Annotated in this window: 27 protein-coding genes, 1 tRNA gene and 1 other RNA gene; 18 read left to right on the top strand and 11 right to left on the bottom strand. The window is 63.9% G+C overall.

The features are described from left to right. Positions 1-71: 71 nt before the first annotated feature. The 10 genes from rsmI to AC54T3_RS04240 all read left to right on the top strand — a co-directional run bounded on the left by rsmI (position 72) and on the right by AC54T3_RS04240 (position 6151). Positions 72-899: a 16S rRNA (cytidine(1402)-2'-O)-methyltransferase gene (gene rsmI, locus AC54T3_RS04285; RefSeq protein ID WP_496622626.1), complete on the top strand. Its 828-nt coding sequence runs from the start codon at positions 72-74 to the stop codon at positions 897-899. 54 nt (positions 900-953) lie between these two features. Continuing rightward, positions 954-1324: RNase P RNA component class A (gene rnpB / locus AC54T3_RS04280), an RNA gene on the top strand. Positions 1325-1472: 148 nt separating this feature from the next. After that, complete coding sequence (gene rpsP, locus AC54T3_RS04275) at positions 1473-1739, top strand: 30S ribosomal protein S16 (RefSeq protein WP_496622625.1); 267 nt, start codon at positions 1473-1475, stop codon at positions 1737-1739. A gap of 50 nt (positions 1740-1789) precedes the next feature. Next, on the top strand, positions 1790-2311 hold the full coding sequence (rimM, locus tag AC54T3_RS04270) for a ribosome maturation factor RimM (RefSeq protein WP_496622623.1): 522 nt from the start codon (positions 1790-1792) through the stop codon (positions 2309-2311). An 89-nt stretch (positions 2312-2400) separates the two neighbouring features. After that, a complete protein-coding gene (gene trmD, locus AC54T3_RS04265; protein ID WP_496622622.1) occupies positions 2401-3186 on the top strand; it encodes a tRNA (guanosine(37)-N1)-methyltransferase TrmD in 786 nt (261 codons plus the stop codon). Position 3187: 1 nt separating this feature from the next. Continuing rightward, positions 3188-3532, top strand: coding sequence for a 50S ribosomal protein L19 (rplS, locus tag AC54T3_RS04260; protein WP_496622620.1), 345 nt, complete (start codon positions 3188-3190; stop codon positions 3530-3532). A gap of 77 nt (positions 3533-3609) precedes the next feature. Continuing rightward, the gene (gene sbcB, locus AC54T3_RS04255) at positions 3610-5064 is read left to right on the top strand and encodes an exodeoxyribonuclease I (protein WP_496622618.1); all 1455 of its coding nucleotides are present in this window, start codon (positions 3610-3612) and stop codon (positions 5062-5064) included. 95 nt (positions 5065-5159) lie between these two features. Further along, positions 5160-5588 carry a 50S ribosomal protein L13 gene (gene rplM / locus AC54T3_RS04250; protein ID WP_496622616.1) on the top strand — a complete coding sequence of 143 codons (429 nt, stop codon included), beginning with the start codon at positions 5160-5162 and terminating at the stop codon, positions 5586-5588. Positions 5589-5623: 35 nt separating this feature from the next. Then, entirely contained in the window at positions 5624-6010 is a 387-nt protein-coding gene (gene rpsI / locus AC54T3_RS04245; protein WP_496622615.1) for a 30S ribosomal protein S9, read from the top strand. Positions 6011-6077: 67 nt separating this feature from the next. Then, positions 6078-6151: transfer RNA gene (locus tag AC54T3_RS04240), tRNA-Gln, on the top strand. 203 nt (positions 6152-6354) lie between these two features. Here AC54T3_RS04240 and sodB read toward each other — a convergent pair. Beyond that, positions 6355-6936 carry a superoxide dismutase [Fe] gene (gene sodB, locus AC54T3_RS04235; RefSeq protein WP_496622613.1) on the bottom strand — a complete coding sequence of 194 codons (582 nt, stop codon included), beginning with the start codon at positions 6934-6936 and terminating at the stop codon, positions 6355-6357. Between the two features lie 125 nt (positions 6937-7061). Between sodB and AC54T3_RS04230 the strand changes: the two genes are divergently transcribed. Next, the gene (locus AC54T3_RS04230; protein WP_496622612.1) at positions 7062-8855 is read left to right on the top strand and encodes an N-acetylglutaminylglutamine amidotransferase; all 1794 of its coding nucleotides are present in this window, start codon (positions 7062-7064) and stop codon (positions 8853-8855) included. Between the two features lie 181 nt (positions 8856-9036). Continuing rightward, positions 9037-9387, top strand: coding sequence for a Grx4 family monothiol glutaredoxin (gene grxD / locus AC54T3_RS04225; RefSeq protein WP_496622610.1), 351 nt, complete (start codon positions 9037-9039; stop codon positions 9385-9387). 93 nt (positions 9388-9480) lie between these two features. Here grxD and rnt read toward each other — a convergent pair whose 3' ends face one another. Further along, entirely contained in the window at positions 9481-10110 is a 630-nt protein-coding gene (rnt, locus tag AC54T3_RS04220; protein WP_496622609.1) for a ribonuclease T, read from the bottom strand. A gap of 149 nt (positions 10111-10259) precedes the next feature. Here rnt and AC54T3_RS04215 point away from each other — a divergent pair, with 149 nt between their 5' ends. After that, positions 10260-11009, top strand: coding sequence for an MlaA family lipoprotein (locus AC54T3_RS04215; RefSeq protein ID WP_496622607.1), 750 nt, complete (start codon positions 10260-10262; stop codon positions 11007-11009). 117 nt (positions 11010-11126) lie between these two features. Then, complete coding sequence (locus tag AC54T3_RS04210) at positions 11127-11255, top strand: hypothetical protein (RefSeq protein WP_496622606.1); 129 nt, start codon at positions 11127-11129, stop codon at positions 11253-11255. 370 nt (positions 11256-11625) lie between these two features. On the opposite strand, the gene coaE is transcribed toward AC54T3_RS04210, so the two are convergent. The 7 genes from coaE to AC54T3_RS04175 all read right to left on the bottom strand — a co-directional run bounded on the left by coaE (position 11626) and on the right by AC54T3_RS04175 (position 19839). Next, the gene (gene coaE / locus AC54T3_RS04205) at positions 11626-12234 is read right to left on the bottom strand and encodes a dephospho-CoA kinase (protein WP_496622605.1); all 609 of its coding nucleotides are present in this window, start codon (positions 12232-12234) and stop codon (positions 11626-11628) included. A 25-nt stretch (positions 12235-12259) separates the two neighbouring features. Continuing rightward, complete coding sequence (locus tag AC54T3_RS04200; RefSeq protein WP_496622603.1) at positions 12260-13204, bottom strand: prepilin peptidase; 945 nt, start codon at positions 13202-13204, stop codon at positions 12260-12262. A gap of 15 nt (positions 13205-13219) precedes the next feature. Next, on the bottom strand, positions 13220-14458 hold the full coding sequence (locus AC54T3_RS04195; RefSeq protein WP_496622601.1) for a type II secretion system F family protein: 1239 nt from the start codon (positions 14456-14458) through the stop codon (positions 13220-13222). A 5-nt stretch (positions 14459-14463) separates the two neighbouring features. Next, positions 14464-16176 carry a type IV-A pilus assembly ATPase PilB gene (pilB, locus tag AC54T3_RS04190; RefSeq protein WP_496622599.1) on the bottom strand — a complete coding sequence of 571 codons (1713 nt, stop codon included), beginning with the start codon at positions 16174-16176 and terminating at the stop codon, positions 14464-14466. Positions 16177-16209: 33 nt separating this feature from the next. Continuing rightward, positions 16210-17043: an NYN domain-containing protein gene (locus tag AC54T3_RS04185; protein ID WP_496622598.1), complete on the bottom strand. Its 834-nt coding sequence runs from the start codon at positions 17041-17043 to the stop codon at positions 16210-16212. Positions 17044-17177: 134 nt separating this feature from the next. Then, the gene (gene acs, locus AC54T3_RS04180; RefSeq protein ID WP_496622597.1) at positions 17178-19124 is read right to left on the bottom strand and encodes an acetate--CoA ligase; all 1947 of its coding nucleotides are present in this window, start codon (positions 19122-19124) and stop codon (positions 17178-17180) included. 118 nt (positions 19125-19242) lie between these two features. Next, a complete protein-coding gene (locus AC54T3_RS04175) occupies positions 19243-19839 on the bottom strand; it encodes a class I SAM-dependent methyltransferase (protein ID WP_496622595.1) in 597 nt (198 codons plus the stop codon). 178 nt (positions 19840-20017) lie between these two features. Between AC54T3_RS04175 and AC54T3_RS04170 the strand changes: the two genes are divergently transcribed. Further along, positions 20018-21313, top strand: coding sequence for a nickel-dependent hydrogenase large subunit (locus AC54T3_RS04170; RefSeq protein WP_496622593.1), 1296 nt, complete (start codon positions 20018-20020; stop codon positions 21311-21313). Here AC54T3_RS04170 and AC54T3_RS04165 read toward each other — a convergent pair. Next, positions 21282-21791, bottom strand: coding sequence for an RNA-guided endonuclease InsQ/TnpB family protein (locus AC54T3_RS04165; RefSeq protein ID WP_496622725.1), 510 nt, complete (start codon positions 21789-21791; stop codon positions 21282-21284). The genes AC54T3_RS04170 and AC54T3_RS04165 overlap by 32 nt on opposite strands. A 52-nt stretch (positions 21792-21843) precedes the next feature. Between AC54T3_RS04165 and AC54T3_RS04160 the strand changes: the two genes are divergently transcribed. From AC54T3_RS04160 to hypE, 3 genes are read left to right on the top strand one after another with little or no spacing between them, the layout of a single operon-like run. After that, positions 21844-22191 carry a HypC/HybG/HupF family hydrogenase formation chaperone gene (locus tag AC54T3_RS04160; RefSeq protein ID WP_496622591.1) on the top strand — a complete coding sequence of 116 codons (348 nt, stop codon included), beginning with the start codon at positions 21844-21846 and terminating at the stop codon, positions 22189-22191. Then, positions 22188-23387: a hydrogenase formation protein HypD gene (hypD, locus tag AC54T3_RS04155; protein ID WP_496622590.1), complete on the top strand. Its 1200-nt coding sequence runs from the start codon at positions 22188-22190 to the stop codon at positions 23385-23387. The genes AC54T3_RS04160 and hypD overlap by 4 nt, the downstream gene beginning before the upstream one ends. Next, on the top strand, positions 23387-24457 hold the full coding sequence (gene hypE / locus AC54T3_RS04150) for a hydrogenase expression/formation protein HypE (RefSeq protein ID WP_496622588.1): 1071 nt from the start codon (positions 23387-23389) through the stop codon (positions 24455-24457). Before hypD ends, hypE begins: the two co-directional genes overlap by 1 nt. Positions 24458-24529: 72 nt before the next feature. Here the strand turns inward: hypE and AC54T3_RS04145 are convergent, their stop codons facing one another. Beyond that, positions 24530-24850, bottom strand: a complete 321-nt coding sequence (locus AC54T3_RS04145) for a hypothetical protein (RefSeq protein ID WP_496622587.1) — start codon at positions 24848-24850, stop codon at positions 24530-24532. Positions 24851-24865 lie beyond the last annotated feature (15 nt).

Genomic DNA, 24865 nt, shown 5'->3' with positions numbered 1-24865 from the left:
TGCACTCTTGTGAGAAGATAACAACGAGACCGACCGGTAGGGGGATTTAGTTGGCTGGAATACTATACGTGGTGGCGACACCGATCGGCAATCGAGAGGATTTCAGCCCACGCGCCCAGGTGGTGCTGGCCGAGGCCGATGTGATCGCCTGCGAAGACACCCGTCACAGCCGTCCGCTGCTCGCCGCTTTCGGGGTCGCGGGCGAGCTGTTGTCCTATCACGAACACAATGAGGATCAGGTGGCTCCGCGCCTGCTGCAGCGACTGCAAGCCGGCGAGTCGGTGGCGCTGATCAGTGACGCAGGCACGCCGCTGATCAGCGATCCCGGGTTCTTGCTGGTGCGCGCCGCACGGGAGCAGGGTCTTCGGGTCGAACCGATCCCGGGCCCTTGCGCCGCGATCTGCGCCCTGTCGGCGGCTGGGTTGCCGAGCGACCGTTTCCTGTTTGTGGGTTTTCCGCCGCGCACGAGCGCTCAACGGTTGGCCTGGTGCCAAGGCTTCGCCAAGGAACCGGGCACCCTGATTTGTTACGAGAGCGCTCGTCGCGCGGCGGCGACCCTCGCTGATCTCGCCGAGGGCCTAGGCGCGGAACGCCGTGCCGTGGTCGCGCGCGAGCTGACCAAGCGTTTCGAGACCTTTCTCGTCGATCGCCTCGATAAGCTCGCCGAGCAGGTGGCCGCGAGCCCCGAGCAGCAGCTCGGCGAGTTGGTGATCATGATCGAAGGTGACTCGCGCGGCGACGATGAGCGCGAGCGCGCCGAGCAACGGCGCGTGCTCGGACTCTTAGCGGCCGAACTGCCGTTGAAGCAGGCGGCGGCGCTGACCGCCGCCATCACTGGCGGCGCGCGCAATCAATTGTATCAGGCAGCCTTGGCGGCGCGAGATGAGGCCAGTGACTGACCGAGTGTGTCGGCGCCATGGTCAGCTTGGCCGCGAGGCGCTAGACTGCAGCTGGGAGTCGGCCGGACAGTCGCGGCTTGGCGTCAGCGTCAGGCGGAGGAAAGTCCGGGCTCCATCGGGCAGGGTGCCAGGTAACACCTGGGGGGCGAGAGCCTACGGACAGTGCCGCAGAAAACAAACCGCCAACCCCGCGCGAGCGGGCGGTAAGGGTGAAAAGGTGCGGTAAGAGCGCACCGCGTCGGTGGTAACACGCGACGGCACGGTAAACCCCACCCGGAGCAAGACCAAATAGGGGAGCAAGCGGCCTCGGCCGCGACATGCGGCCCGCATGCGTTCCCGGGTAGGTCGCTCGAGGCGCGGGGTGACCCGCGTCCCAGATGAATGACTGTCCACGACAGAACCCGGCTTACAGGCCGGCTCCCGATCCCCACGCCCGCTGGCGGCGACGCTGCGGATTTTTTTCTTTCCCGAGCGGAAATGCTCAGGTATCATGGTGTGTTACGTCTGGCGGGCATGTCCGCGCCTGCCCGCACCCAAGTTTTTCCTCTGAAGCAAGTAGTTGGATCAATAGCGATGGTCAAGATTAGACTCACCCGTGGCGGCGCCAAGAAGCGTCCGTTCTACCAGATCGTCGTCACCGACATCCGTAACGCACGGGACGGTGGCTGCATCGAGCGTCTGGGCTTCTTCAATCCCTGCGCCACCGGTGCCGAGAGCCGTCTGCGCGTCGACCGCGCGCGTGCTCAACATTGGCTTGAGCTGGGTGCGCAACCGTCCGAGCGTGTGACCAAGCTGCTCAAGGAAGCCGCCAAGGACGCCGACGCCGCAGTTGCCGCCTAACGGCGAACCCGCGCGCATCCTTGTCATTGCTAGAGCCCCGCGACTAGCCCATGAGCGATGGCGCCGATGCCTCGGGCGGCGCGGCACCCAAGACGATCGTCCTTGGTCGTATTCTCGGTGTCTATGGCGTGCGCGGCTGGCTGAAGGTCTTTTCGGAGACCAGCCCGCTCGAGAACATCTTCCATTACACGCCCTGGCTGATCGATGGCGACGCGCATCGCGTGCTCGCCTGGCGACGCCACGGCAAGGGCCTGGTGGCGCAGTTGCAGGGCTATGAGGATCGCGATCAGGCGCGGGCGCTGACCGGGAAGACGATCGCAATTCGGCGCGATCAACTGCCGCCGCCATCGGCGGATGAATTCTACTGGATCGACCTACAGGGGCTGCGGGTCGAGACCAGCGAGGGCGTCACGCTCGGGCAGGTCAGTCACCTGATCGAGACCGGTGCCAACGATGTCTTGGTGGTGCGCGGGGAACGCGAGCGTCTGCTGCCCTTCGTCTGGGGGCAATGCGTGCTCGAGGTTGATTTCGAGGCTGGCCGGCTGCTGGTCGACTGGGATCCGGAGTTTTAGCGCCGCGCGGGACTCCCGGGCAGGCTCAGGCGGAGTTTCCGGGCGGAAACCGCAGGCGGGAACCCCGGTTTGAACCCCAGGTGTGAACAATGCGCTTCGATGTCATCACCCTATTTCCGGCGCAGTTCACGGCGCTGACCGAAGAGGGCGTGGTGGCGCGGGCCTTGCAGCGGCGGATCGCGGAGATTCACCTACGCAACCCGCGCGATGACACCACCGATGTGCATCGCAGCGTCGATGACCGTCCTTACGGTGGTGGGCCCGGCATGGTGATGCGCTACGCGCCCTTGCGCGCCGCGATCGAGGCCGCTCAGGCCGCTGCGGTCGCCGCCGGGGTTCGCAGTCGCGTCGCCTACCTGTCGCCGCAGGGTGAGCGGATTGATCAGGCGAGGATCGAGCGCATCAGCGCCGCGCCCGGCTGGGTGCTGGTCGCGGGACGCTATGAAGGCGTTGACGAGCGCCTGATCGAGGACTGCGTCGACGAGGAATGGTCCATCGGCGACTATGTCCTCAGCGGCGGTGAACTTGCGGCCATGGTGGTGATGGATGCGGTGATTCGGCTGTTACCGGGCGCGCTCGGCCATGCCGACTCGGCGCGCCAGGATTCACATTCCAACGGGTTATTGGACTGCCCCCATTACACCCGGCCGGAGACGATCGCCGATCAGCGCGTACCCCAGGTGCTGCTGAGCGGGGATCATCGGGCGATTGAGCGCTGGCGCTTGCAGCAGGCGCTGGGGCGAACCTGGCAGCGGCGTCCAGAGCTGCTGCAAGAACGAGGCATGAGCGACGTCGAGCAGCAGCTGCTCGACGACTATCTTCGGGAGGCGTCACGGTCGCGGCCGAGCGTCGGAGCGGAACAGAGTGAGCAATGACATGAGCAATATCATCCAGCAAATCGAACAAGAACAGATGCGTCCATCGGTGCCCGCGTTCGCGCCGGGCGACACCCTGGTGGTGCAGGTCCGCGTCAAGGAGGGCGATCGCGAGCGCCTGCAGGCGTTCGAGGGCGTCTGCATCGCTAAGCGCAATCGCGGCCTCAACTCCGCCTTCACGGTGCGCAAGATCTCCCATGGCGAAGGCGTGGAGCGTGTGTTCCAGACTCACAGCCCGGCGATCGCCGAGATCAAGGTCAAGCGTCGCGGCGATGTGCGGCGCGCGAAGCTTTACTACCTGCGTGGGCTCACTGGTAAGGCCGCGCGCATCAAAGAGAAGGTCTGAGCGAGGCTTTGGTGTTGGGCGCCGCCTGGCCGCCAGCAGCAGCAAGCCGTCATCCTCGGCCCCGGCTGGGTTGAGCGATGGCGGCGAGCTTCTACTGGTACGACTACGAGACCTGGGGCAACGACCCCGCGCATGATCGTCCCTGCCAGTTCGCCGGCTTGCGCACCGATGCCGATCTCAACGAGATCGGCGATCCGCTCGTGCGCTATGCGCGCCCGGCGACCGATCTCTTGCCGCAACCCGAGGCCTGCTTGGTCACTGGCATCACGCCCGAGCAAGCGCTCGAGCGCGGTCTGCCGGAGGCCGAGTTCGCGCGTGCGATCCAGCAAGCACTCGCCACCCCCGAGACCTGCTCGGTCGGCTACAACAGCCTCAGATTCGACGATCGCGTCAACAACTGGCTCTTCTACCGCAACCTAATCGACCCCTACGCCCATGCCTGGCAGAGCGGCAACTCGCGCTGGGATCTGATCGATGTGCTACGGCTCGCGCATGCGTTGCGCCCTGAGGGTATCCACTGGCCCGAGCGCGCACCTGGCGTGGCCTCGTTCAAGCTCGAGGCTCTGACCGCAGCAAATGGCATCGCCCACGATGGCGCCCATGATGCACTCGCCGACGTGCGCGCGACCCTGGGCCTGGCGCGACTGCTGAAGGCGGCGCAGCCCCGCTTGTTTGACTACGCCCTGACGCTGCGTGACAAACACCATGTCGACGAGATGCTCGCCGCTGGCAAGCCCTTGCTGCATACCTCGCAGCGCTATGCGGCGGCTCAGGGCAGCATTGCGCCGATCCTCAGCGTGGCGGCGCATCCGAGCCAGAAAAACACGCGGCTGTGTTTTGATCTGCGCCAAGATCCGACCCAGGTGCTGGAGTTCTCGCCCGCTGAGCTGCAACTGCGTCTGTTCACCCGACATGACGCGCTGCCCGCCGGGGTCGAGCGGTTGCCGGTGAAAGGCATCAAGATCAATGCCGCACCGATGTTGGCGCCGATGAAGACCCTGACCTCGGCGGCCGCCGAGCGCTGGCGGATCGATCCGGAGCAGGTCGACGAGCATGCGCGCCGCGCGCTGCGGCATCGGGCCGAGATCGCCGAGCGCCTGAGTGCTGCGTTCGCCGCGCGCGCGGTGTCCGAGACGCCCGAGACGCCGAGCGACCCGGAGCGGATGCTCTACAGCGGTGGGTTCTTCTCGCCGCGCGATCGGCGCCTGATGGATCAGCTCAGCACGCTCTCACCGTCCGAACTAGCCGAGGCACGGCCGTGCTTCGACGATGCGCGCCTGCCAACCCTGCTGTTTCGGATGCGCGCGCGCAGCTGGCCGGAGACGCTGAGCGAGGATGAGCGCGAGGCGTGGGATGCTTGGCGCTTCGAGCGCCTGACCGATCCAGACGCCGGCGCCGCGCTGACCATCGACGCCTATGAGGACAGGCTCGCTAGCTTGCGCGCCGAGCACGGCGCCGATCCGCGCGCGCTGGCGATCCTCGAGCGACTCGAGCGCTGGGGCGAGCAGGTGATGTCGGCCGAGGAACTTTGAGGTCATCTCGCTGCTCGAGATGGTTGCGAGGATCGCCAGGATTGTTTATATTAGGCGGTCTATCTTTTTACTGATGACTCGCTGGGAGCGACGCCATGACAACCCAAAGCGCAAAGCCGGCTGACGTTCGGCGGGCTTGGTACCTGATCGATGCTGAAGGCAAGACGCTGGGTCGGCTCGCGAGCGAGTGTGCACGCCGGCTGCGCGGAAAGCACAAGCCCACCTACACGCCGCATGTCGATACCGGTGACTTTCTGGTCATCGTCAATGCCGATAAGGTGCAGGTGACCGGCAACAAGATGACCGACAAGATGTACTACCGTCACACCGGTTACATCGGCAACCTGCGTTCGGCAAGCCTCGCGCAGATGCTCGATAAGCACCCGGAGCGCGTCATCCAATTCGCAGTCAAGGGCATGCTGCCGCGCAACCCGCTCGGCCGCGCGATGCTCAAGAAACTCAAGGTCTTCGCCGGCCCCGAGCATCGCCACGCGGCACAGCAACCGCAACCGCTCGAGATCTAGTCGACCCTCCTGCATTCTTCTCGGAAACCTGAACCATGGAAAAACAGTACGCCACAGGGCGTCGCAAAAGCTCCTCGGCGCGCGTGTTCCTGAGCACGGGCTCCGGGCAGATCAACGTCAACGGGCGTTCGCTCGATGAATACTTTGGTCGCGAAACCGCGCGCATGCTGGTTCGCCAAGCCCTCGAAGCCGTCGATTTGGTCAACCGCATCGATATCAACGCGACCGTGGTCGGCGGCGGCTCGAGCGGCCAGGCGGGTGCCATCCGCCACGGCATCGCCCGCGCCTTGGTTGGCCATGATGAGCGTCTGCGCTCGCCGCTGCGCCGCGCTGGCTTCCTGACCCGCGATGCGCGTGAAGTCGAACGTAAGAAGGTCGGCCTGCACAAGGCGCGCAAACGGCCACAGTTCTCAAAGCGTTAATCGATGCGTTAACATCGGTGTTGGCGAGCCTGGAGCGCTCTTCAGGCTCGGCTTAGCCCGCCTCTTTTGGGGGATCGTCTAGCGGCAGGACTACGGACTCTGACTCCGTCAACCAAGGTTCGAATCCTTGTCCCCCAGCCATCTCAAGCCCGCCGTGTTGCGGGCTTTTTTGTGTCTAGCGAATACGACATCGCATTGCAGCCTGCAACGAAGGAAGCATGCGACGGGCGTTGGAAACAAAAATGCCCAGCATGAAACCGGGCATTCGTTGCTGTCGTGGCCATCATCAACCTTGGTATCTAGGGGCGCTCAGCCCGATGGCTGAGCGCGGGTGCCGTGAGAGCTTAGCCTGCGAAATTCTTGGCGACAAACTCCCAGTTGATCTTGTTCCAGATGGCTTCGAGGTACTTTGGCCGCGCGTTGCGGTAGTCGACGTAGTAGGCGTGCTCCCACACATCCACGGTCAGCAGCGCGGTCTTGCCTTCGGTCATCGGCGTGCCGGCGTTCGAGGTGTTCATGATCTCGACGCTGCCGTCGTTGTTCTTGACCAGCCAGGTCCAGCCTGAGCCGAAATTGGTGGCTGCGGACTGGCTGAACTGCGTTTTGAACTCGTCGAAGCTACCGAACTTGGCGTTGATTGCATCAGCTAAGGCGCCGCTGGGCTCGCCGCCGCCGTTCGGGCTCAGGCAGTTCCAGTAGAAGCTGTGGTTCCAGACCTGTGCGGCGTTGTTGAACACGCCGCCGGACGAAGATTTGATGATCTCCTCGAGCGATTTGCCGTCGAATTCGGTTCCCGGCACCAGGTTGTTGAGATTGTTGACGTAGGTCTGGTGGTGCTTGCCGTAGTGATACTCGAGGGTCTCGGCGGAGATGACTGGCTCAAGGGCGTTCTTCTCGTACGGAAGTGGGGGAAGTTCATGTGCCATACTGACTCTCCTGGCTTGGTTGCTGGGTCGGTTGTTGGGATGGGTGAATGGAACGCTAGCGGTAAAAACATAGGCCCGAGATGTCGGATATCAAGAAAAAATAGGCTGGCGGAGGTAAAGAGCTGATGTGTGGCATTTGCGGGGAACTGCGTTTCGACGGCGCGCCGGCGGATCTGGGCGCGATCGCCCGGATGATGGAGCGCCTGCAACCGCGCGGACCCGATCACGGCGGCAGCTATGGCGATGGCGCGGTCGCGCTCGGTCATCGGCGGCTCTCGATCATCGATCTCTCGGCGCGCTCGAATCAGCCGATGGTCGATCAGGGGCTCGGGCTCGCGCTGGTGTTCAACGGCACCATCTACAACCATCCCGAACTGCGCCGCGAGTTGCGTGACAAGGGCTACAGTTTTTTCTCCGACGGCGATACCGAGGTCATCCTCAAGGCCTGGCATGCCTGGGGTGAAGGCTGCGTCGAGCGGCTGCACGGGATGTTCGCGTTCGCGATCTGGGATACCAACCGCCGCCAGCTCTTTCTCGCGCGCGACCGCTTCGGCATCAAGCCACTCTATTGGAGTGAGACCAATGGCCGACTGCGCTTCGCCTCGACCACCCAGGCGCTGGTCGCTGCCGGCGGGGTCAGCGGCAGGATCGATCCGGTGGCGCTGCACAACCTGTTTACGCTGCATGCGGTGGTGCCGGCGCCGCGCACCATCCTCAGCGATGTGCGCAAGCTGCCGCCAGCGCACTGGCTGCGCATCGATGCCGATGGGCGCCGCTCCGAGCAGCGCTACTGGCAGCTGGATGCGACCCGAGGTGCGAGCGGTTCCGGGCTCCCGACGAGCGATGCCGAATGGGTCGAGGCCATCCACGACGCGCTTGAGGCGGCAGTGCGCAAGCGCCGCGAGATCGCTGATGTACCGGTTGGCGTGCTGCTCTCGGGTGGGCTCGACTCCAGCCTGCTGGTCGCCTTGCTGGCCGAGCACGGCGTCGGCGATCTGCACACCTTCTCGGTTGGCTTCGAGGACACGCCGGAAGAGGCCGGCAGCGAGTTCGAGTATTCCGATCAGGTGGTCGACTACTTCGGCACCCGCCATCACCGTTTCCGGGTGCCGAACGATGAGGTGCTGCGGCGCCTGCCCGAGGCGGTCGATGCGATGACCGAGCCGATGTTCGCTCAGGACGCGGTCGCCTTCTATCTGCTCGCCGAGCAGGTCTCGCGCGAGATCAAGGTGGTGCAGTCCGGGCAGGGCGCCGACGAGGTCTTCGGCGGTTATTTCTGGTACCCGCGCATCGCCGCCGACACCGAGGGGGAGCCCGTCGAGCGCGTGCGCCGGCACTATTTCGACCGCGATCACGATGAGTACCTGCGGATGGTGGCGCCAGCCTACGCCGGGCCAGACCATACCGGCACCTTTATCGCCGAGCGGCTCGCCGAGCCGGGCGCCGATGAGCTGATCGACGCGGTGTTGCGACTCGATGTGACCACGCTGATCGTCGATGATCCGGTGAAGCGGGTCGACAACATGACCATGGCCTGGGGCCTGGAGGCGCGGGTGCCCTTCCTCGATCACCAGTTGGTCGAGCTGGCGGCGCGTTGCCCGCCGGAGCTACGACTGCGCGACGGTGGCAAGTATCCGCTCAAGGCGATCGCGCGCGGGCGGTTGCCGGATGCGGTGATCGATCGGCCCAAGGGCTATTTCCCGATGCCGGCGCTCAAGTACGTGCGCGGGGCCTTTCTGGACTTCATGCGCGATATCCTCAACGCGCAGGCCTGCCGCGAGCGTGGGCTGTATCGCCGCGACTACATCGAGCGGTTATTGGATGCCCCCGATCAGCATCACACCCGCATCCAGGGCAGCAAGCTCTGGCATGTCGCGCTGCTCGAGTACTGGCTGCAGCGTCACATCGACGGGCGCTAGGACGCCACGGTGAGAGATTGAATGCGGCACACCTGGCTGGGGCTGCCGTCGGCCGTGAGCAGACAGTCGGGCGACTGCAGCATTGCGGTTTCGCATGGCGTGAGCCACTGTGCCTTGATAAGCCCGGCCGCTATCCCGACCTTGGCCTGACACATCACCCAGTCTTCTACGAGGTATTGCGATGGATGCTGTCATCGAGCGTATCGACCAACAGGTCAACGGCCACCCCGTGGTCATCTATATGAAAGGGACGCCGCAGATGCCGCAGTGCGGTTTCTCGATGCGCGCCGCGCAAGCGCTTGGCGATACCGGCGTCGCGTTCGCCTATGTGAACGTGCTCCAAGACCCGGAGATCTTCGAGAACCTGCCGCGCTACGCTGACTGGCCGACCTTCCCACAGATCTACATCGACGGCGAGCTGGTCGGCGGCTGCGATATCACCCTGGAACTAGCCGCGAGCGGCGAGCTGAAGACCATGATGGAATCGGCGGCGGCGAAGCAGGAATCGGCGAGCAGCCAGGGCGCGGCCTGATGTTGGCCTGATCTCACGAGACCGTGAAGCCCCAGGAAGCCCTAGCGACAGGCCCGCGCTGGGGCTGACAGAGGCCGATGGACGATGGCCAATTCAGAAGGCATCCGAGCGCCAACGGTTGACGATGGTGCAAAACAGCCGCGCCGTCTGCTCAGCGTCGTAGATCGCTGAATGGGCGGCGGCATTGTCCCAACCCAATCCGGCGAGTTGCGCCGCCTTCGCGAGCACCGTCTGCCCGTAGGCCAAGCCGGCGAGCGAGACGGTGTCGAAGACGCTAAAGGCATGGAAGGGATTGTGCTTGTAGTCGTTGCGCTCCACTGCGGCCTTGATGAAGCCGAGATCGAAGTGCGCGTTGTGGCCGACCAGGATGGCCCGGCTGCAGCCCTGGGAGTCCACGGCCTTGCGGATTGGATCGAGGATCTTCGGCAGTGCCTGATATTCGGCCATGGCATCTCGAAACGGATGGTCCGGGTCGATCTTGTTGAAGGCCAGCGCGCTCTGATCGAGTTCCGAGCCGAGAAACGGCAGTATGTGGCAGGCGTGGGTCGCGCCGGGCATCAGCCAGCCGTCGGCATCCATGCGAATGATCACGGCGGCGATCTCGAGCAAGGCATGGCGCTGCGGATCGAAGCCCGCAGTCTCGACATCGACGACCACCGGCAAGAAGCCGCGGAAGCGTGAGGCGATCCTTTGAGGCACTGAGGTTGAGTCTAGGCGTTCCATAGCGGCAGCATAAGAGCCTTCCCTGTAAAAGCCAATCGACTTAACAGCCAAACAGCGGCCGATCGATGATCGTCACCAGCGCAAAAGCGCTGTGCTACCATCGCGTTGGGACAATGGCGGCGCATAATAATGATGTGGGAGTCCAATGTATGCACAGAGCGCGGTTGCGCATCCTTCCCCTGTGGCTTCTGACGGTCGCGTTGGTCGCTGGATGCGGTTCGATTCCCAAGGAGCAGCGCGATCCTCGTGATCCTTGGCAAGCCTATAATCGGGCGATGTTCAAGTTCAACACGGACTTCGACAACGCCTTTTTCAAGCCTGCGGCACAAGGCTATCAGGCCATCACGCCCAAGCCGATCGACCAGGGCATTAGCAATTTCTTCAATAACCTCGCCGATGTCACCTCGGCGGTGAACAACGCGCTGCAGTTCAAGCTCTTGCGGGCCGGAACCGATGTCGGGCGGGTGGCGATCAACACCACCGTGGGGCTCGTCGGCTTCATCGATGTCGCCACCAACATGGGTATCCCGAGCTACAAGGAGGATTTCGGCCAGACGCTGGGCTATTGGGGTATCGGCGATGGCCCGTACTTCGTGATGCCGATCCTGGGCCCAAGCTCGGTGCGCGATACTGTCGGTTTTGCCGGCGATATCATCGTCGATCCGCTCTTCAGTCTGAACGAGGATGATATCTACTGGGGGTTGGCGGTGCTACGTGCGATCGACGCTCGTGCTGGCTTCCTCGAAAGCGGCGATCTCATGGATGAGGCAGCGCTCGACCGCTATGTCTTCGTGCGCGATGCCTATCTGCAGCGTCGCCGTAACCTGGTGCACGACGGCACCCCGCCCGACGACGACGATTACGATCTGTTCTGGGACGAAGACGCCATCGATCAGTAGGTGGATGACGGTTTCAGCGGATTGGCCCGGCGCGCATTCGCTGCGGCGAACGCGCCGGGCCTTTGCTCAGTCAGCGACTCTGCGACTCAATTCGAACTGCTGCTGGTTGAGCCAGACGTGCCTGAAGAGTTCGATGAACTTGAGGTGCCTGAGGTGCCTGAAGTACCCGAGGAACTCGCAGGCTTCGAAGCGCTGGAAGAACTCGACGAACTCGAAGACTTCTTGCCGCCCTTGCTGCGGCAATAACCACTGACCTGAATGCCGTCCTTGCGCTGATAGCTATCAACCCAGATGCACGCATCCTGACGTTCGCAGTCAAGCTTTTCCATGCCCTTGCATTCGACCGCGAAGAGCGGCTGAGAAAAGAGAGTCAGCGTTAGACTCATTCCAAGGATGGCAAAGTAACTGGCTGATCGGTAAGATTTCTTCATCGAGATTCAATCCTCCATATCAAATGACTCCACCCGCGTGGTGGAGATTGCGGGAGCAAGCGCTCAGCGTGGCCATGAATAACCACGTTGCCGAGCTTAACGAGCGATTGGTGCTGCGCGCAACCCATGCCAGGTGCGTTCAGCATCCTCCATGCCCTCAATGCTTCCGAAATCGACACTCGAATTTAGCCGGCCTGCCGACGGGCCTGCACGAGATACAGGCGATGGAGCTGCGCGATGCGGGGGCTGAGCGCGCTCGGCTCCCCGCTGTTGTCGATCACCTCATCGACCGCAGCCAAGCGCTCGGCGCGGCTGATCTGGCTGGCGATGATGCGTTTGATCTCGGCGGGATCGAGACCACTGCGGTGCTGAACACGGGCAATCTGTACGGCTTCGGGCACGTCGACCACCAGCACGCGATCGACCAGTGCCTGTTGGCCGGTCTCGAACAGCAGCGGGATCACCAGCAGCGCGTAAGGCGCGGAAACCGCCTCGGTCTGCGCGAGCATTCGGGCGCGAATCAGCGGATGTAGGATGCCTTCTAGCTGGCGACGCGCGCCGGGGTCGGCGAAAACCCGGCGGCGCAGCCGGGCGCGATCCAACACGCCGTTGGCATCGATTATCTCGGCACCGAAGGCCGCCGCGATCGCGGGTAATGCCTCGCCGTCCGCAGCGGTTAATTGGTGCGCGATGGCATCGGCATCGCTGACCGCCACGCCGAGGGCAGCGAATTGCTCGGCCACGGTGCTCTTGCCGCTGCCAATCCCGCCAGTGAGTGCGACACGATAAGTCATGGATGCGATGCGTGCTGAGGCCGGCTCAGATAAGGCCAGCCCAACGCAGGTAAGCACCGGTGATGGCCTCACCCCAGAGCAGACTGACCCAGCCGGCGATGGCCAGGAAGGGGCCATAAGGGATGGGCTCTCCAACCCGCGCGCGGCCGCTGGCGATGAGCGCGAGCCCGACCAGGGCGCCGGGCAACGACGACAGCAAAATCACCTGCGGCACGGCTTGCCAACCGAGCCAGGCGCCGAAGAGCGCAAGCAGCTTGAAATCGCCGCGCCCCATGCCCTCCTTGCCGGTGGTGAGTCGGAATGCTTGGTACACCAGCCAGAGCAGCAGGTAACCGCTGGCGGCGCCGAGGATGGCCGAGGCGGGATCGGTGAAGGTGCCCGCGAGGCTCAGTAAGAGACCCAGCCAGAGCAGTGGCAGCGTTAGGCTGTCGGGTAATAACTGGGTATCCAGGTCGATCATTGCCAGCGCGATCAGCCCCCAGGTCAGGATGAGCGCCGCCAGTGCGGCGCTGGTGAGGCCGAGCTGCCAGACCACCACCACCGACAACATCGCCGTGAGCGCCTCGATCAGCGGATAGCGCAATGGGATACCGACCTTGCAGGCGCGGCAGCGGCCGCGCAACAGCAGCCAGCTCAGGATCGGGATGTTGTCCCAAGGCTTGATTGTCGCGCCACAGGACCAGCAATGCGAGCCCGGTCGGGCCAAGCCCAGATGCGCCTCCTGGGGTGGCGCCTGATGTGGCTCGGTCGCCTTGGCCTCGGTTGCCTTGGGCTCGGTTTCCTGAGCTGCGGTTGACGCCTCGGCGGCGAGAAACTCCAGGCACTCCTGGTGCCATTCCTGCTCCATCATGCGCGGCAGGCGCAGGATCAGCACATTGAGAAAACTGCCCACGAGCAGTCCGACGAGCGCGGTGCTCAGGTAGAGCAGGGTCGGCGCCTGCTCGAAGAGACGGATGAGGTCGCTCGGCATCCTGGTGTCCCGGGCCTAGATCACGGTCGCGAGCTTGAAGATGGGCAGGTACATGGCGACCACCAGACTGCCGACGAGGCCGCCGATCACGATCATGATCAGCGGTTCGAGGAGACTGCTCAAGGCGTCGACGGCATTGTCGACCTGCTCTTCGTAGAAATCGGCGACCTTGCCGAGCATGGCATCGAGGGCGCCGGATTCTTCGCCAATCGCGGTCATCTGGATCACCATGGGCGGGAACAGGCCGCGCTGGCGCATCGCGAACTGCAGGCTCTGGCCGGTGGCCACCTCGTCGCGCATCGTCTTCACCGCCTCGGCATGAACGACGCTGCCGGTCGCGCCCGAGACCGAATCAAGCGCGTCCACCAGGGGCACGCCAGCGGCAAAGAGGGTCGACAGGGTGCGCGCGAAGCGGGCCACCGCCGCTTGATGCAGGAGCGGGCCGATCACCGGCATGCGAAGCGCGCCGCGCTCGAGGATCTCGCGAAAGGCCCGCGAGCGCTTGAAGGCGGCGTGGATGGCATAGCCCAGCGCCGCAGCCGCGCCGGCCATCGGCAGCCAGTCATCGCGCATGAGGTCGGAGAGCGCGATCACCAGTAGCGTGAAGGCCGGCAGGTCGGCACCGAAGCTCGCGAACAGGGCTTTGAACTGCGGGATCACGAACAGCATGATGACCACAGTGACGATGATCGCAACGACAATCACCGCCGCTGGATAGAACATCGCCTTCTTGAGCTTGCCCTTGAGCGACTCGGTCTTTTCCTTGTAGGTCGCGATCTTGTCCAACAGGATGTCGAGCACACCGGCCTGCTCGCCGGCCGCGACCAGATTGCAGACCAGGGCGTCGAAACAGGCCGGGTGTTTGCGCAGTGCCGCCGCCATGCTGGTCCCGCTCTCGATGTCGCCCTTGATGCGCAGCAAGAGTTCCTGCATCGAAGGATTATGATGACCACGGCCAACGCTCTCGAAGGACTGCACCAGCGGCACGCCAGCGGCCATCATGGTCGCGAGCTGGCGACTGAAGAGGCTGATATCGGCGGCGGTGATCTTCTTCTTGCCGCCGCCGAACAGCGGTTGCGGTTTCTTGCGCACCTTGAGCGGTTTGATGCCCTGGCGGCGAAGCTCAGCGCGGGCTAGCGCGGGACTCGAGGCGCGTAGATCCCCTTTGACGCGCGCGCCGCGCCGATCGACCCCTTCCCAGAGGTAGATCGCTGTCTTTTCCTTGCGTTGCTTGGTTGCGGCTGCCGCGACCATCGGGCTCAATCCCGGGTCACGCGGTTGAGTTCGAGCAGGCTGGTGAGGCCCTCCTTGACCTTCTGCAAGCCGGACTGTCGCAGGTCAAGATACCCTTCTTGCGCGGCCTGGTGGGCGAGGTCGAGGGAATTGCCGCCTTCCATGATGGTGCGTCCCATCGCCTCCGAGACCTCAACCACTTGGAAAAGACCGATGCGCCCCTTGTAGCCCTCGGTGCAGCGCTCGCAGCCGACGGCCTTGTAGAGGGTCAGCCCCGCGTCGACCTCTTGCGCGCTGAAGCCCTCCTCGAGCAGAGCTTCGCGCGGCAGCGTTTCCACAGTGCGGCAATGCAGGCAGAGCCGACGCGCAAGGCGCTGCGCCATGATCAATAACACCGATGATGCGATATTGAACGGGGCTACGCCCATGTTCGCCAGCCGCGTCAGTGATTGCGGCGCATCGTTGGTGTGCAGCGTCGAGAGCACGAGATGACCTGTTTGCGCCGCCTTGACCGCGATCTCGGCGGTTTCCTGATCACGGATCTCGCCGACCATGATGATGTCCGGGTCTTGGCGCAGGAACGCCCGCAGCGCAGCGGCGAAGGTCAGCCCGGTCTTGGCATTCATGCTGACCTGGTTGATGCCGGGCACCTGGATCTCGACCGGGTCTTCGACGGTGGAGATATTCACGGCGGTCCGATTCAGGATGTTCAGCGCCGAGTAGAGAGTGACCGTCTTGCCGGAGCCGGTGGGCCCGGTGACCAGGATCATGCCATAGGGACGGGCGATCGCCCGCCGAAAGAGCACCTGCTGCGCAGGGTCCATGCCGAGCTTGTTGATGCCAACCGTGCTGCCCGCCGAGTCGAGGATACGCAGCACGACCTTTTCGCCATAGAGCGTCGGCAAAGTGTTGACGCGAAAATCGATATCGCGTGAGGCGCCGAGCTTGAGCTTGAGCCTGCCATCCTGAGGCACGCGACGCTCGGCGATATTCATGCGCGACATGACCTTGAGCCGCGCGATTAACCGCGAGGCAATGCTCAGTGGGGGGTGAGCGATCTCGTGCAGCACCCCGTCCTGGCGGAAGCGGATGCGGAAGGAGCGTTCGTAGGGCTCGAAGTGGGCATCGGAGGCGGCGGCATTGATCGCATCGAGCAGGATCTTGTTGACGTAGCGCACGACCGGGGCATCGTCGACGTTGGGGTCGGCATCGATCACCTCGACCCCCGCCTCGGCGATGCCCTCGGCCTCACCGAGGTCGGCATCGATGAGATCGGAGAGGGTGGTGTCTTGCGCCTGCAGCACCTGCTTGATGGCGGCGGCGAGTTTGTCGTCCTCGACCAGCACGGCGCTCAGGCTCAAGCCGGTATTGAAACGGATGTCGTCTAGGGCCTGATCATTGGTCGGGTCCGACACCGCGATGAACAGACGATTGCCCCGGCGCAACAGCGGCAGCACGCGATGTTTTTGCACCAGGCGCGTATCGACCAGGCCCATGGGCACATTCAGCAGATCGACAGCAACCAGGTCCAGCAGCGGCACCCCGAACTCCTCGGAGGCCGCCACCGCGATGCTGTGGCTGTCGAGCAGCTTCTGCTCGACTAGATATTGCACGAAGGCTTGTTGCCGGCCTGCGGCTTCACGCTGCGCTGTTTGCGCCCGTTGTTCCGAGAGCAAACCATCCTGAACCAGGCGCCGCGCCAGGCCGGAGGGGTTGATCGCAGATGCCGCAGTGGCCATGGGTGATGGGCGCTGTTGCTCGAAGCCTTGTCGTTAGCGACTGATATTGAACGCGAGCCTGACGTTATTGGCAACCAAGCCGTTGTCCTTTTGTTCGCTCTCGTTGAGATAGAACTCAAGGATCGTTTCGCGATTCATCAGCATGTCCTCGGTCACATCCTCGGCGACCTCGTTGGCATGGCAAAAGACACTGACATAGGGCGATTCCGGCTCGCGCGGATCGGTGATCCAGAGATCGGGCGAGATGTCCTGAATGAAGCGCAGGAAGCCGTAGCCCTTGTCCGGGAACCACTTGGTGCAGACCCCGCGCACACAGGAGCCGGACTTGCCCCATTCATTGCGCGGCTCGTAGGAGACCGGCAACAGATCCGGGATCAGGAAGCCTGGCCAGAATGCGTCAACTTCCTGCTGCAGCGCGCGCGAGACGTTCTTGAAGCCGATCAGCTCGACGCGGCAACCGCGATTCTGCAGGGCTTCCACGACCTGTAGGAAATCGCCATCGCCAGTGACCAGGATCACCTGATCGAGCTTCTCTGCCTGCAGCATGGCGTCGACCGCCATGTCCAGGTCGGCGTTGGCTTTCATCGAGATATTGCCGGCTTCATCGGTATACCGGCGTACATATTTCACCGTGATCTTCCAACCGAAGTCGCGCACCATCTGCTGATAGCCGCGGCTCTTCTTCGCGTATTCAGGATCTTCGCGGGCGCGTTCCGAATCGTAGGAAATATAAGTATTGAGTCGTTGCAAGATGCCATTTTCACGCGCGGCGAACCGTCGCAGCACGTCGTAACGCATCTGATAACCACCGTTGTAACGGACATTCTCGGCGTCGACGTAGACGCCTACTCGCTGACATAAAGGCAAGGAGGTGGACCTCGTGGGGGCTGAGCGCTTACCAGGATTCCGTTCGTGATGGGGCGTAATTTGGGGGGCGGCGGAGCCGCCGGGAATCGCATGACCGGTTGCGGCCGATGGCGCCGCAACCGGGGCTGGATGGCCTATTGATTGGCGCGGTTGTCGATGAGTTCCTCGACCACGCCAGGATCGGCCAGGGTCGAGGTATCGCCCAGGGTGCTGATCTCGTTGGCGGCGATCTTGCGCAGGATGCGGCGCATGATCTTGCCCGAGCGGGTCTTTGGCAGGCCCGGTGACCACTGGATGACATCGATGGTGGCGATCGGGCCGATCTCCGTGCGCACTAGCTTGATCAGTTCCTTCTTCAGCTCATCGCTGGGTTCGACGCCGGTCATGGTGGTGACGTAGGCATAGATGCCCTGGCCCTTGAGGTCGTGCGGATAGCCGACCACGGCCGCCTCGGCGACACCATCGTGCAGCACCAGCGCGGACTCGATCTCGGCGGTGCCGAGGCGGTGACCGGAGACGTTGAGCACATCATCGATGCGCCCGGTGATCCAGTAGTAGCCATCGGCATCGCGCTTGGCGCCGTCGCCGGAGAAGTAATAGCCCGGATACTGCTTGAAGTAGGTGTCGATGAAGCGCTGGTGGTCACCGTAGACGGTGCGCATCTGCCCAGGCCAGGGCCGGGTGATCACCAGCGCGCCCTCGGCCTCGCCCTCAAGCAGGGTGCCGCTGGCGGCATCGACCAGCGCCGGCACCACGCCGAAGAACGGCTTGGTCGCCGAGCCCGGCTTGGTCGGCGTGGCGCCGGGCAGCGGCGTGATCAGATGACCGCCGGTCTCGGTCTGCCACCAGGTATCGACGATCGGGCAGCGTTCGTCGCCGACCACGCGGTGATACCACTCCCAAGCCTCGGGGTTGATCGGCTCGCCGACGGTGCCAAGGATGCGCAGGCTCTTGCGCGAGGTCTTTTTCACCGGCTCCTCGCCGGCGCGCATCAGCGCGCGGATCGCGGTCGGCGCGGTGTAGAAGGTGGCGACATTGTGCTTGTCGATCACCTGCCAGAAGCGCGACATATCCGGATAGTTCGGGATGCCCTCGAACATCAACGAGATGGCGCCGTTGGCCAGCGGACCATAGACGATGTAGGTGTGCCCAGTGACCCAACCGACATCGGCGGTGCACCAGTAGACCTCGCCCTCGCGGTAATCGAAGGTGTACTTGTGCGTCATCGCCGCAAAGACGAGATAGCCGCCGGTGGTGTGCAGCACGCCCTTGGGCTTGCCGGTCGAGCCCGAGGTGTAGAGGATGAACAGCGGGTCCTCGGCGTCCATCGGCTCGGCCTCGCATTCGGCGGAGGCATCGGCGAGGGCTTCGTGGTACCAGAGGTCGCGGCCCTCGCTCCAGGCTATCTCGCCACCGGTGCGGCGCACGACGATGCAGCTATCAATGCTCGGGCATTCCTCGAGCGCCTTGTCCGCGTTCTTCTTCAGCGCCACGTTGCGTCCGCCGCGCACGCCCTCGTCGGAGGTGATCAACAGGCGACACTCGGAATCCTGGATGCGGTCGCGCAGCGAATCGGGCGAGAAGCCGCCGAAGACGATCGAGTGCACGGCGCCGATGCGGGTGCAAGCGAGCATGGCGACGGCCGCCTCGGGGATCATCGGCAGGTAGATACAGACCCGGTCACCCTTGCGCACGCCGCGTGCTTTCATCACGTTCGCCAGCTTGCAGACCTCGGCATGCAGCTCGCGATAGGTGAGCTTGCGGTCTTCTTCTGGGTTGTCGCCCTCCCAGAGGATCGCGACCTGATCGCCGCGCGTGGCCAGGTGTCGGTCCAGGCAGTTGTGCGACACATTCAGCTTGCCGCCCTCGAACCAACGGATGTGGACATCCTCCGGACCAAAGTTGTAATCCATCACCTTGTTCCACTTCTCGAACCAGGAGATGTGCTTTTCGGCATGCTCGGCCCAGAAGCCCTCGGGATCATCGACCGAGCGCTGATACAGGCTGCGGTAGGTTTCTTCGTCGATCAGCGCCTCGGCGGCGATGTCGGCGGGCACGGGGTAGATTTTCGAATCCGACATGAGAGTGAGTCCTCCTCGGGGCAGCTCTGATGATGACAAGCGCGGCGCCCCTTTTGCTTGTTGCGCTTTGGAATGCTAAGCCTGCGAAGTCTAAACCCTCGCTCGCGGGGCTGCCAGATCAGCGGTCAATGCGTTGCGCTAATGCGACCGTGTAATGGGCGCCCTGCTTGAGCTTGTCGTAGTTGCCGAAAACCTCTTGCAGGTTGCGCTTGAAGAAGGCGCGTAGACCACTGATGGTCACCAGATAGAGCTGGCCGCCCGGGCGCAGGCGTGCATGGGCATCGTGCAGCAGGATCGAGAGCAGCTCCTTGCCGACCTTGGCCGGGACATTGCTGGCGATCAGGTCGAAGCGCGCCTCGGGCGGCACCTGCGCGAAGCCATTGCTCAACAGGCTGCTGGCGTTCTTCAGGCCGTTCAGGGTGGCGTTGCGCTGGGCGAAGTCGACAGCGACGAAGTCCTTGTCGATCATCAGGGTCTGGCCATGCGGCGCCAGTGCCGCCAGGGTCAGCCCGATGGGGCCATAGCCGCAGCCGAGGTCGAGACAGTCGGCCTCCGGCGCGACCCGCACATGCTGCAGCAGCAGGCGAGTGCCTTCATCAATCTCGCGTGGGGAGAACAGTCCCCAGGTCGATTCGAACCGCAGCCGTTGCCCGCGCGGGTCGGCCTCGAACTGGATTGGCGCGCGCAGGGCCGCAAGTTGGTCGGGGTCAAGCATCCGGGAGGCTGTCCATCGATCAAAAGCCCTTAGTCTACAGGGCTATCAGTGCTTGCGCGTTGGTTAAACTGCAGGATGTGATTTGGAATTAGGTCTGTGCCAGCGCTTGTTCCTGGTGCTTACGGCGCGGCGCTGGAAGAGAAACCGCTTGTCATGCACGGTAAACCTGGTGTGTTCGATGTCCGATCTCGCCGGCCAGCTCAAGATTCGCCTGGATACGGGCAGCAGCGCGGTTACCATTCACTCAAGCCGCCCGGTGACCGCCGCGCGCGTCTTCGCCGGTAAGTCGCCCGCCGAGGTCGTGCGTCAGTTGCCGACGCTCTTCAGCCTTTGTGGGACCGCGCAGGCGGCGGCCTGTGTCGGTGCCTGCGAGCAGGCGCTCGGCCGCCGGCCGAGCGCGGCCGTTTTGGCGCGCCGCCAGGCATTGGTGCATGCCGAGACGATCAAGGAACATCTGTGGCGGTTATTACTCGACTGGCCACGGATCTTGGCGGCGACTCAGGCCAGGTCGCCTGCAGCGTCGGCGATGCCGCAGGTCATGCGTGCCTTCATGGCGCTGCGTCAAGCTCAGCAAGCGGTCGCTGACCCTTTCACAGTGCATCCGCAACAGGCCGAGCAGAGCACCGCCGCCGCTCTCGATTCGAGCGCGCTGCTGGACCTGGTCACCGAGCAGGCATTGGGCACCGTGCCAGATGCCTGGCTGCAAGCGCTGGATCGTCCGGCGGCGGTGCGGCGCTGGGCTGAGCAGACCCGAACCCCAGCGGCTGGCTTGGTGCGCGCGGTGTTCGCGCAGGGGCTTTTTGCGTGTGGTGCAAACGCAGTTGCGAGGCTGCCGGAAGCGCCTTGGCGGTGGCTCGCAGAGTCGTTAGCGAATGCCGACGCCGATTCGTTCATCGCCGCGCCCCACTGGCAGCAGGAATGCGCCGAAACCGGCCCCTTGGCGCGGGTGGCCGCGCAACCGCTCATCGCAGCCCTGCTCGCCGAGTACGGCAATGGCTTGCTCACGCGGCTGATGGCGCTCCTCGTCGATCTGGCACAGAGCGCGCGCGGGCTTGAGGCCACCCTGGACGCCGGAATGGACAATCCGGGCAGCGCAGTTCAGTTGGCGATAAAAGAGGCTGGCGTTGATGCCGAGGTAGATGCAGGCGTTGGCATCGGCGTGGCCGAAGCCGCCCGCGGGCTGCTCGTGCATCGCGTCCGCATCGCGGCTGGCCGGGTCGAGCAGTATCAGGTCCTGGCCCCAACTGAGTGGAATTTTCACCCCAAGGGCGTGGTCGCTCAGGGGCTTGCCGCCATCGCGCGCAGCGGTGTCCAGGGGCCGGAACTCGAACGCCTAGCCCGGCTTTACATCACCGCAGTCGATCCCTGTGTCGACTACCAACTTTCTTTGATGCCTCCCCCGGCTGAAGCCGGGAGATTCCCGGCAATCGTAGGGACTTCGTCTAGTGAGATTGGCACCCCAATCCGGCATTGAGTATATTGATCGCGGCATTCACGTCGCGATCATGTTCTGCTCCACAGTCCGAGCACACCCAATGCCTTACTCCAAGACCTGCTCTACCTTTCGGACTGCTGTCGGGAATGCACCCGCAGCACGAACAGGTCTGGGTACTGTACATTTCGCTGACTTCCGCAAACACAACTGACTGCCCAATGGCTTTATACTTCAACTGTGTTTTGAGCATGTGCCAACCTGCATCTAAAACAGACTTTGCCATGTCTGTTTTGGCCAGCTTGGAACTTATCAAGCCGAGCGATTGAGGCTTAATCAACTGTTGGGCTGCATGAAACTCAACCGTGGACGACGCTCGGTAGCGAAATCGAAAAATGCATGTTGGTTCCCCAGCTACTTTGCGAGTAGCACTGATGGCGCTCCAACCGAGACCAGAACAGGCCCGATTGAAGACCTCCGCCCTAGAAGGGCGGGGCTTGTCGTTTTGGTCAAAGTCCATTATTTTCTTCTGAACGCCGCCGGCGTCGCTCAGCCCCTTCGGATCATCGCCTATGTGTCTTGCCATTCCCGCCCAGATCCTTGCGCTCGATCCGGCAACCGACGTCGCTACCGTCTCGCTTGGTGGTGTGCGCCGGCCCGTCTCTCTGGCGCTGATCGAGGATGCCGAGGTCGGCGATTTCGTCCTCGTCCATGTCGGCTATGCGTTGAACAAGATCAGCGCCGAGGAGGCCGAGCGCACGCTGGCCATGATGCGCGAGATCGGCGAACTCGCTGATCAGGCTGCCGAACTGGCCGATCACGAAGCCGAATTGATCGATCAGACCCATCAGGCCAATCAGGCCACCGAGCTGGATGCCACCCACTCAGAGCATGCCACCAACTCGGAGCCGGGCCGATGAAATACATCGATGAATTCCGCGACGGCAATCTGGCGCGGGGACTGGCCCGGAGCATCAGCGCCGAGGCCGATCCCGCTCGGACCTATCGGCTGATGGAGTTCTGCGGCGGTCATACTCACGCCATCTTCCGCTATGGGGTCCAGGACCTGATGCCGGCCAATGTCCGCTTCGTGCACGGCCCTGGCTGTCCGGTCTGCGTGCTGCCGATGGCGCGCATCGATCAGGCCATCGCCATGGCCGTCGAACACGGGGTCACGCTCTGCACCTACGGCGACCTGATGCGCGTGCCGGCCAGCGAGCGCAAGAGCCTGCTCAAAGCCAAGGCCGAGGGCGCCGACATCCGCATGATTTACTCGACCCAGGACGCGCTGACCATCGCGCGCCGGGCGCCAGAGCGCCAAGTCGTGCTGTTCGCGATCGGCTTCGAGACCACCACACCGCCGACGGCGGTCGCGCTCAAGACCGCCCGCGCCGAGGGGCTCGAGAACTTCTCGGTCTACTGCAATCATGTCCTCACGCCGGCCGCGCTCGGCACCATTCTCGCCGCCGCCAAAGAGACGTCTGGCGACAACGCGGGCGTGCAGCTCGATGGCATCCTCGGCCCCTCGCATGTCAGCACGGTGATCGGCAGCCGGTCCTATGAATGCGTGCCGGCCGAGTTCGGCAAGCCGGTGGTGATTGCCGGTTTCGAGCCGCTGGATGTGATGCAGAGCGCGCTGATGCTGATTCGTCAGATCAACAGTGGCCAGGCGCGGGTCGAGAACCAGTACACGCGCGCGGTGACCCGCGACGGTAATCGTAAGGCCCAGGCGTTGATGGCGGAGGTCTTCCGCCCACGCGAGACCTTCGAATGGCGCGGGCTCGGTTTCCTGCCAGGGAGTGCGCTGCACATTGCCGAGGCCTATGCCGATCTCGATGCCGAGCAGCGCTTCCCGGTCGCGCCGAGCAGCGGCCGCGAGATCAAGGGCTGCGAATGCCCGAGCGTGCTGCGCGGTGTGATGGAGCCGACCGACTGCAAGCTCTTCGGCACCGTTTGCACGCCGGAGAATCCGATGGGTGCCTGCATGGTTTCCTCGGAAGGGGCCTGTGCCGCCTATTGGAGCTATGGGCGGTTTCGGCAAACTGCTCGGCCATCGGGCCAGGCGCCGGGTCAGCCATCAGGGCAGCCGGCGGCCACGACTGCGGGTGTCGCCTGATGGCCAGTGCGGACACCAAGCAGTCGCCGGCGCCACGCCGTTTCGCCTGCCGACTCGATATCAAGCACGGCACCGTTGATATGAGCCACGGCAGTGGTGGCCGTGCGATGGCGCAACTGATCGACGAGCTGTTTCGCGTGCATCTGAATAACGCACTACTGGCGCAAGGTAATGATCAGGCGCTGTTCGAGCCGCCGCCCGGTCGCCTGGTCACCAGCACCGATGGCCATGTGATCTCGCCGCTGTTCTTTCCGGGAGGCGATATCGGCGCGCTGGCGGTGCACGGTACCGTCAACGATGTGGCCATGGCCGGCGCCCGTCCGCTCTATCTGACCGCGAGCTTCATCCTTGAAGAGGGGCTGCCGCTGACCGATCTCGAGCGCATCGTCGCCAGCATGGGTGCCGCCGCCCGTGCGGCCGGCGTGCAGGTGATCGCGGGCGACACCAAGGTCGTCGAGCGCGGCAAGGGCGATGGCTGCTTCATCTCGACGACCGGGATCGGCGTGGTGCCGGACGGCATCCAGATCAGTGGCGATCGTGCCCGACCCGGCGATGCGATCCTGGTCAGCGGCAGCATCGGCGACCACGGCGTCGCCATCCTCTCAAAACGCGAGAACCTTGGTTTCGAGACCGAGATCGCCTCCGACAGCCAGTCACTGAATGATCTTGTGGCCGCGATGATCGAGGCCGTGCCGGACATCCATTGCCTGCGCGATCCGACCCGTGGCGGCTTGGCGACCACCCTCAACGAACTGGCGCTGCAATCGCGGGTCGGCATGCAGATCCGCGAACCCGCGATCCCGGTTCGCGCCGAGGTCAGCTCCGCCTGCGAGCTGCTTGGCCTCGACCCCCTCTATGTCGCCAATGAAGGCAAGCTGATCGCGATCTGCCCCGGCGATCGGGCTGAGACCCTACTCGCGGCGATGCGCGCCCATCCCAAGGGCCGGGAGGCGGCGATCATCGGCCAGGTGGTCGCCGACCCGCATCAGTTCGTGCAGATGGAGACCGCGTTCGGCGGCAGCCGCATCGTCGATTGGCTGGCCGGCGAGCAACTGCCGCGCATCTGCTGAGAAGCTGTCTGACATCCCAATCGCGGCGGCCAAGTCCCGGGCTCGAAAGGCTTCTGGGGCGCCGCCGCCGGCTCAGCGCAATGAACTCAGCAGGCGCACCACCTCCATGCTGGCAGTGAAGACATCATCCTCGGGGTTGGCTTTGCAGTGGCTCAGGATGCGGCGCATCAGGGTGTCGATCCCGGAACCGCTGAGCACATCCTCATCGAGGGCCAGGTTGAGCCCGGAGACGAAGCCGGTCACCCAGTCTTCATAGCGTTGATACTCCGCCGTGTCGCCGTCGTCGGCGGCGCTGGCCCGCTCATACGCGGCGCAGCTGCGTACGCCGTAGCCCCAGAGCGTGGGCTTCAGCGCGAGCGCGCTCTGACTGGTTCCCGCGAGCAGCAGGAGCAAGAGGAGGCGCCCGAC

The sequence above is a fragment of the Halochromatium sp. NSM3 genome (assembly GCF_059621085.1).
This window is presented reverse-complemented; position numbering and strand designations above follow the sequence as displayed.